General features: G+C 35.2%; 8 protein-coding genes and 1 other RNA gene. All 9 read left to right on the top strand.

Translation table 11 applies throughout. From position 1 onward, the window contains the following. Positions 1-309: 309 nt before the first annotated feature. The 9 genes from CJ191_RS08815 to CJ191_RS08775 all read left to right on the top strand — a co-directional run bounded on the left by CJ191_RS08815 (position 310) and on the right by CJ191_RS08775 (position 7,277). Positions 310-2,280: a fructose-1,6-bisphosphatase gene (locus CJ191_RS08815; protein WP_102199544.1), complete on the top strand. Its 1,971-nt coding sequence runs from the start codon at positions 310-312 to the stop codon at positions 2,278-2,280. 19 nt (positions 2,281-2,299) lie between these two features. Then, positions 2,300-3,028: a histidine phosphatase family protein gene (locus CJ191_RS08810; protein WP_070467016.1), complete on the top strand. Its 729-nt coding sequence runs from the start codon at positions 2,300-2,302 to the stop codon at positions 3,026-3,028. Positions 3,029-3,269: 241 nt separating this feature from the next. Next, on the top strand, positions 3,270-3,581 hold the full coding sequence (locus CJ191_RS08805; RefSeq protein WP_102199543.1) for a hypothetical protein: 312 nt from the start codon (positions 3,270-3,272) through the stop codon (positions 3,579-3,581). A 41-nt stretch (positions 3,582-3,622) separates the two neighbouring features. Next, positions 3,623-4,018, top strand: a complete 396-nt coding sequence (locus CJ191_RS08800; protein WP_146001971.1) for a hypothetical protein — start codon at positions 3,623-3,625, stop codon at positions 4,016-4,018. Continuing rightward, entirely contained in the window at positions 3,963-4,361 is a 399-nt protein-coding gene (locus CJ191_RS08795) for a hypothetical protein (protein WP_180960966.1), read from the top strand. The genes CJ191_RS08800 and CJ191_RS08795 overlap by 56 nt, the downstream gene beginning before the upstream one ends. A gap of 110 nt (positions 4,362-4,471) precedes the next feature. Next, positions 4,472-4,836, top strand: a transfer-messenger RNA (tmRNA) gene (gene ssrA / locus CJ191_RS08790). A gap of 297 nt (positions 4,837-5,133) precedes the next feature. Next, positions 5,134-5,358 carry a CsbD family protein gene (locus CJ191_RS08785; RefSeq protein ID WP_070467020.1) on the top strand — a complete coding sequence of 75 codons (225 nt, stop codon included), beginning with the start codon at positions 5,134-5,136 and terminating at the stop codon, positions 5,356-5,358. A gap of 252 nt (positions 5,359-5,610) precedes the next feature. Further along, complete coding sequence (locus CJ191_RS08780; RefSeq protein WP_102199540.1) at positions 5,611-6,558, top strand: nucleoside hydrolase; 948 nt, start codon at positions 5,611-5,613, stop codon at positions 6,556-6,558. 374 nt (positions 6,559-6,932) lie between these two features. After that, a complete protein-coding gene (locus CJ191_RS08775; RefSeq protein ID WP_003142778.1) occupies positions 6,933-7,277 on the top strand; it encodes a hypothetical protein in 345 nt (114 codons plus the stop codon). Positions 7,278-7,422: the final 145 nt, after the last annotated feature.

The raw sequence follows: 7,422 nt of genomic DNA, 5'->3' as shown, positions 1-7,422 counted from the left end.
ACTTAATGATAATGGAATCCTCGTTTTTTTGCGAAAAAAATTGGACCAATGACTTTTTTAGTCATCAGTCCTATATATTGTAGAGCCATTAAACTGCAAAGTTTATGGGTATGCTTTTTTATGTACAATTATTAACGAATAATGGTCGTATAAAAGAATGTTTTATATAATATAAGAAATGTACTAGAATAAAGGATGATAGCGATTCTAACATTCAAATATTTGAAAAATGTTATCAGGTGAAAGATTGCAATTTTTATCTTCTGTAAAACATGGTATGATGGCTTAAAGAAAGTGAGTGAAGCAGTAATGGACTACAATGAACGTTATTTATTATTATTATCTGAACAATTTCCTGATATTGCCTCAGTGACAACTGAAATCATTAATTTAGAAGCGATAATGGAACTACCAAAAGCAACAGAACATTTTATTAGTGACCTCCATGGCGAATATGATGCTGTTTCACATGTATTAAGAAATGGTTCTGGAAATATAAAAGAGAAAATTCGTGAGATTTTCCAAAATCGCTTATCTAGTAATGAGATGAATCAATTAGCGACACTTGTTTACTATCCAGAAGAAAAATTAGAACGTATTTTAATGGATATGACAAGTGTAGAAGAGAAAAATGAGTTTTATACCCTGACGATTTCAAGAATGATTGAATTAGGTCAATTTGTGGTATCTAAATACACGCGCTCAAAGGTACGTAAGGCAATGCCTAAGGACATGTCTTATATCCTTGAAGAGCTCTTATTTAAAGACTCAATACTGACGAATAAAGGCTCTTACTATTGGAATATTATTCAAAATGTCATCGAATTAGATGCTGCAAATCGTTTGATTGAGGCATTATCAGAATTAATGCAGGAATTAGTTGTTGACCATTTACATGTCTTAGGAGATATCTATGACCGTGGGCCATCACCTGATAAGATCATTGATTTATTGATAGCACAGAAATCAATTGATATACAATGGGGAAACCATGATGCTATCTGGATGGGCGCCGCTTCAGGTTCACGTGTTTTAATCGCTAACGTGCTAAGAATTTGTGCGCGGTACGATAATTTAGAAATCATTGAGGATGGCTACGGCATTTCACTAAGACCACTTGTTGCCTTTGCAGAAGCAACATACCCGGATGAATCGATCAAAGAATTCATGCCTAAGATTGATGACACGATTGATCGTTTTCCAGAAGAAGTGAGTCAAATTGCTAAGATGCAGCAGGCGATTACAATTATACAATTTAAATTGGAGGCACAAGTCATTAAACGCCATCCTGAATTCCAGACAGATAATCGATTGTTCCTAGATAAATTAAATTTAGAAAAAGGTACTGTTCTTGTTGATGGAAAGGAATATGCTCTCAAAAATACGACTTTCCCTACAGTAAATCCAGAAGATCCATTCAAACTTACAGAAGATGAGGAGTATGTGATGGCTAAATTGCAAGCAGGATTTTTAAATTCGGAGCGATTACAAAAGCACATTGCTTATCTTTATAGTAAAGGATCATTGTATAAAGTATATAACGAGAACTTGTTATACCATGGATGTATTCCAATGAATGATGATATGTCATTTATGTCTGTCGAGATTCACGGTCGTTCATATGCGGGACGTGAATTGTTAGATCAGTTTGAGAAATCAATGCGTCAAGCATATGCAGCAAAAGGAACCAATGAAGATGAAAATCCAGACTTAGATTATATGTGGTATATATGGCAAGGGGAAGGATCATCATTATTTGGAAAGACCAAAATGACTACTTTTGAGCGTTACTATATTGAAGATGAAGAAACGCATCATGAACCGAAGAATATTTACTATACGCTACGGAATGAAAAAGAATGTGCTGAACTGATACTAAAAGAGTTTGGTATTCAACCAGATAGGGGACACATAGTCAATGGTCATACACCAGTTAAGGAACGTAAAGGGGAAGACCCAGTTAAAGCTGAAGGCAAATTACTAGTGATTGATGGTGGTTTCTCAAAAGCTTATCAACCTACAACTGGACTAGCTGGTTATACCTTACTTTACAATTCATTTGGTATGCTTTTAGTTAGTCATCAGCCGTTTTCAAGTGTAGCGGACGCAGTAGAACATGAAACGGACATTGTGTCTACTCGAAGAATTATCGATAAAGAGCTTGAAAGATTACAAGTTCGTCAAACGGATGTTGGGCTGAGGTTAGAAGATCAAGTTGTGCAATTAAAAAAATTACTACACGCTTATAGAAATGGTACAATAAGACCAAGAGTAGTGTAATTTGAGGAGGAATGTATTCATGTCAAAAGGTGTGACGATTTACTTCATGCGTCATGGAGAAACTTATTTAAACTATTATGGACGTATGCAAGGGTGGGCTGATGCGCCACTAACGCCACGCGGAGAAGAAGATGTACGTAGCAGCGGTCGTGGATTGGCCGATATTGAGTTTTCTGCAGTGTATACGAGTGATCTACAACGTACGGTAAAAACAGCAGAACTTATTTTAGATGAAAATAAAGCAACTGCCAAAGATATTGAAATAGAAAAGCGTCCAGAGTTTAGAGAAGTTTTCTTTGGTTCTTTTGAAGGATTAGACGCAAGAGGGTTGTGGGATAAAGTAACAGAGATTGCTACTGGTAATGATGGTTCCTATACTGGAGCAACTTCGGATGAAAGTGTACGCTTAGAATTGAATGCCTTCAAAGAAATGGATCCATATCATGATGCGGAAAACTTTATGGAATTTTGGATGCGAGTGGAATTAGGTTTGATTGATGTGATTACAAAACATAGAGAAACCGATCAAACGATTTTAATTGTGAGTCATGGGATGACTATCCGTAATATGATTCATGAATTAATTCCGCAATTTAAGATCGATTCCATGCTAGATAATGCGAGTGTATCTGTTGTAAGATATCAAGATGGCTTATATCATCTTGAGGCATTTAACCAAACAGATCACTTTGCGCGTAAAGAAATCAATGATCAAGAAACAGATCTTGATCATGAGGATATTTCTTAATCATATAAAGTTTAATGGTGAGTACACAAGCAAATTTCCCTTGCTTGTACTCACTTTTTTTATTATCGATAAATTCTATATTATAGATAAAAGCCGAAGAGAATGGGATACAACAAGCTTTATTTTACCTACAAATTTATAAATTATGATATACTATATTGTGTATTTTTTTGAAAAAAACTTAACAAAAAGAAAGGAATATTTACAAGTGGATAAAAATAGTAGTAGGTGGCAAACCGTAATGGTAATGGCTGGTGCAATGATGGCATCACTCATTGGATCTGGTTATGCAACAGGTCAAGAAGTCATTCAATACTTTGTTTCAAAAGGTTGGATGGGGCTTGTTTCAATTTTTGTCATGTTTTTATGCTTTGCTTTTATGGGGTATACCTTATTTACAACTGGATATCGGCACCAAGATAAATTAGAAAATACCAATGATATTTTTGAATTATATTCAAATAAAATGATTGGTAAATTCTATGAATACCTTTCTATTGTAGTTATTTTCTTAACTTATACGGTAATGATCGCGGGGCCGGTGCGACACTAAACCGGCAATTTGATACACCTATCATTGTTGGCTCAATACTGATGTTTATAGTGGTTGCAGGTGTTGTAATGCTTGGATTAGAAGCCTTAACTAATATTTTAGGGAGTTTGGGACCTATGATTGCTATCGTTGCCATGTTACTAGGTTTATATGGTTTAATCACCAACTTTAACGAATTACCCAATATATCAAGTTCAATCGAAAGTGCTTTGGCAAATGGAGAAATTCAGACTTCGTCAGGGAATTGGCTTGTGTCAGGTCTTAATTATGTAGGGTATAACCCTATCTTATTTGCAGGTTTTCATAGCCAAGCTGGGGGAGAAGCTAACAGACGTAAAGATGCCGCATATTCTGGTTTAATCGGTGGAGGGGGCTTTAGTATTGCGATTCTTGTTTTTTTATTTTGGTTTCATGGCTTCCTTCAATTTAGTGGGTAGATCAGCTGTTCCTACTTTGTCTTTAGCTAATGAGATTCATCCTTACCTAGCTTACTTCTTTGTTGCTATTATCATGATAGGAATCTTTACTACTGCTGTTACATTACTTTGGAATACAGTATCTAACTTCTCAGATGATGGTACTAAAAAGCAAAAAGTTCTTACATTAATTATCGGTTTTATTGGTTTGATTATCGGTTCAATGATTTCATTTGGTTCTTTATTAAACATTGTTTATAACGTTGCTGGTTATTTCGGGATTGCCTTTATGTTTCTAATGCTAGTCCGTCACATTCAATGGGGTAGAGCTACTAAAGAAAAAGGGATAAATAAATATAAATAAAGAAAATCGTTTATCATCAGCGATTTTCTTTATTCATTGTCTTGAGTGAAGGGAACTCGGCTATGTTGACCTATTAGTGAAATATATGATATAATTAAGGATACATTCGCGGGGGTGTTATTGGATTCGACAGGCATTGCCCGATGTATGACCACTACTCGGAGGTTACGGCTTCGTAACAACGTTACCAGTTTAAATATAACTGACAAACAAGAAACAAACACTTTAGCTTTCGCTGCCTAATAACAGCTAGCTAAGATTCGCCCAGCGTCACCTATGCGTTGGTGCCGAGTCCTATTATAGTAGGTTACGTTCTAAACTTCCGTCTGGAGTAAGGAAAAGAGATTAATCAGACTAGCAATCTAACTGGTTTGTTTATTCACCATTAGTGCGCGAATTTGAGAATAAACTATAGTGGTAAAAGTTATATAATCGGAGTGTTTGGACAGGGGTTCAAATCCCCTCACCTCCATTTTGAGTATATTAAAGCTCATCATATAAACTCAAGAATGTTGATATATCAATGTTCTTGAGTTTTTGCTTATCAAAGAAGATCATAGAAAATCAAAACATTTTGCACGCTAGTTGTCTTAAATTCAATATTTGATATGAAAGTGTAATCAGGATAAGCATTCACATGTGTCGTTTCTATAAATATCTATAATTAACAAATGGATATTGTAAACGTATAAATTGAAGAGAGCCTTTTCGTTTGTAATCAATTGCATATATGCTATAATGTATATACATTATAAAGAAAGAGGTTGATAGCATGACAGATGAAAACAACGGTACTTTCGATAAAATTAAAGGTTCAGTAAATGAAACAGTCGGAAAGGTGACTGGTGACAAAGAGCAAGAAGGTAAAGGTAAAGGCCAACAAGCTCGCGGTGAAGTAGAAGAAAAGGTAAACGATACTAAAAAAGCCTTTAACGATGCAAAAGAAGACGTGAAAGGTCGTTTGGATGGTTTTGCCAATAACGACGAAGATAAATAAATTTCTCAAATAAACGTAAGAAAAGATGTGGTTATCAAACCACATCTTTTTTATTGCTTCAATAATATTTGAATGAATTATCTGTTTATTGATATAGGTTACTGCTTCGTGTTGGTTTGAATAAGGAGTATAGTTCGTGACTATAACTAAGTTCATAAATTAAGTTTCAGCCAACATCGTCTATCTCCAATTAATAATATAGGCTATAATTTAAGATAGATAAGTAAAATATACCTGGGAGGTTTAATATTTATGAGACGTGTAATTATTGATTCGGATACAGCTGGGGACGATACAACAGCGATTTTGATGGCTTTAAAGTATTTCAAAGTTGAAGGTGTAACAATTGTGGCAGGAAATGTAGCTTTTGATCAAGAAGTTGAGAATGCCTTAACCACTATTGAAACCTATAATCCTGGGTACAAGGTCCCTGTTTATAAGGGTTACCAAAGTCCTATGACAGCTTTACCGAATGCGAAGCATGATACAGTTGAGGAAATTCAAGGAGGCAACGGCATGGGAGATGCTGTTTTTCCTAAACCCCAACAAGAACCCGAAGATGAGCATGCAGTAGACTTTATTATCGATACTATTAAAGCAAATCCTGGTGAAATTGAAATTCTAGCTTTAGCACCTTTAACCAATATTGCGATGGCAATAAAAAAAGCACCCGAAATTATGAATGATATCAAACATATTTGGATTATGGGTGGCGTTAATAACCGTTTAGGAAATATGAATGTATCAGCTGAATATAATTTCTATGTAGATCCTGAAGCAGCAAGGATTGTCTTAAATGCAACGACTGCTAAAACAATGGTAACTTGGGATGCTTCTCTAGACTTTGGTGTCATGTATGAAGAAGATATTGAGGAAATCCAAGCACTAAATACAAAAGGGTCAAAATTCTTCCTGGATATTAATATGTTTGTTCGTGAGTTTGAATTGGCTAAACGAGGTATTGATGGCATTACATGTACAGATTCTCTACTAGTAGCTGTTGCAGCCGTACCAGAATTGATGCTTCAAGCGACTGAATATTACGTGGATGTTGAAACACAAGGACAATTCGCACGTGGCTATAATATTGTGGATTGGGAAGAAGAATTTAAACGTACACCGAATTGTCGAGTGGTAGAACGTATTTCCAGTCAAGGATTTAAAAATCAATTGGTAGACTTATTAGCAGGTATTCAATAGGGGATTTTATGGTAAATTAGCAGGATTAAGAACAGAAATGAATGAACATCAACAAATGATGCTAAGCAGATGTCGTTTTATTTGCTAAAACCTGTGAGAATTGTTTGTATATTCGCAAGTTTTTGTCAACTAAAGTATTAGATAGATCTTATTTGATGATGCAAAAACAGTCAAATCTAGGGTTGAAAATTTCTTAAAAAAGCATGAGAAAGACATTTTTAATTTAACTTATAGAGAGGCGGAGAAATATTTTCTCTTAGAAAAAACCAGATAAAAAGCCACTTTTGAATAGGTTAAGCCTTTAAATTATTATTAAAATACCAAATATGGTATAATAACAATTAGAAGGCGCATGGTTAACTAGGAGGCTATATATGAGTATTAAAGTCACAGATGAAATGCAAGAATTAGTCGGAACTGAGTTACGTCGTGGTACAAGTAAATCCAGAATTGCATCGCTACTAGATTTACCGTACGATGAGGCAGTGGAAGTCATCAATACTGTAAAAGAGTCTGTACGACCAGATATAGGAGACGAAATACGCTTCACCTTCCGTGAACGCAACATGGTAGGAAGAATTGAAAAATTATTAACAAACTCAGCAGTTGTTAAAATTTATTGGGATTATTCTGATGAAGAAATGCGAGAAATTTGCGAATCAAAAACAATTGTCAATTTTAAAGATATCGATGAGTATGTTAAAGTGCCTTCTAGCTAATGTATACGTATGAATAACAGTAAATGAAAGTCGAGATGAATATCTCGGCTTTTTTACTTGGTGCGCCCGGCATGGGCGCTAACTTGGTGGTGAAAGTCCACTACAGGCCTGGCAGTAGGAACTGTTAGCTAATGGCAAGGGTGTC

The sequence above is a fragment of the Aerococcus viridans genome (assembly GCF_002871935.1).
GTDB lineage: Bacteria > Bacillota > Bacilli > Lactobacillales > Aerococcaceae > Aerococcus > Aerococcus viridans_B.
This window is presented reverse-complemented; position numbering and strand designations above follow the sequence as displayed.

What these genes read in the sequence shown, in the direction of transcription:
- CJ191_RS08785 (WP_070467020.1), top strand. Translation starts at nt 5,134, where the DNA reads ATGACAGATGAAAACAACGGTACTTTCGATAAAATTAAAGGTTCAGTA.
- CJ191_RS08800 (WP_146001971.1), top strand. Translation starts at nt 3,623, where the DNA reads ATGTTTATAGTGGTTGCAGGTGTTGTAATGCTTGGATTAGAAGCCTTA.
- CJ191_RS08780 (WP_102199540.1), top strand. Translation starts at nt 5,611, where the DNA reads ATGAGACGTGTAATTATTGATTCGGATACAGCTGGGGACGATACAACA.
- CJ191_RS08810 (WP_070467016.1), top strand. Translation starts at nt 2,300, where the DNA reads ATGTCAAAAGGTGTGACGATTTACTTCATGCGTCATGGAGAAACTTAT.
- CJ191_RS08815 (WP_102199544.1), top strand. Translation starts at nt 310, where the DNA reads ATGGACTACAATGAACGTTATTTATTATTATTATCTGAACAATTTCCT.
- CJ191_RS08775 (WP_003142778.1), top strand. Translation starts at nt 6,933, where the DNA reads ATGAGTATTAAAGTCACAGATGAAATGCAAGAATTAGTCGGAACTGAG.
- CJ191_RS08805 (WP_102199543.1), top strand. Translation starts at nt 3,270, where the DNA reads ATGGTAATGGCTGGTGCAATGATGGCATCACTCATTGGATCTGGTTAT.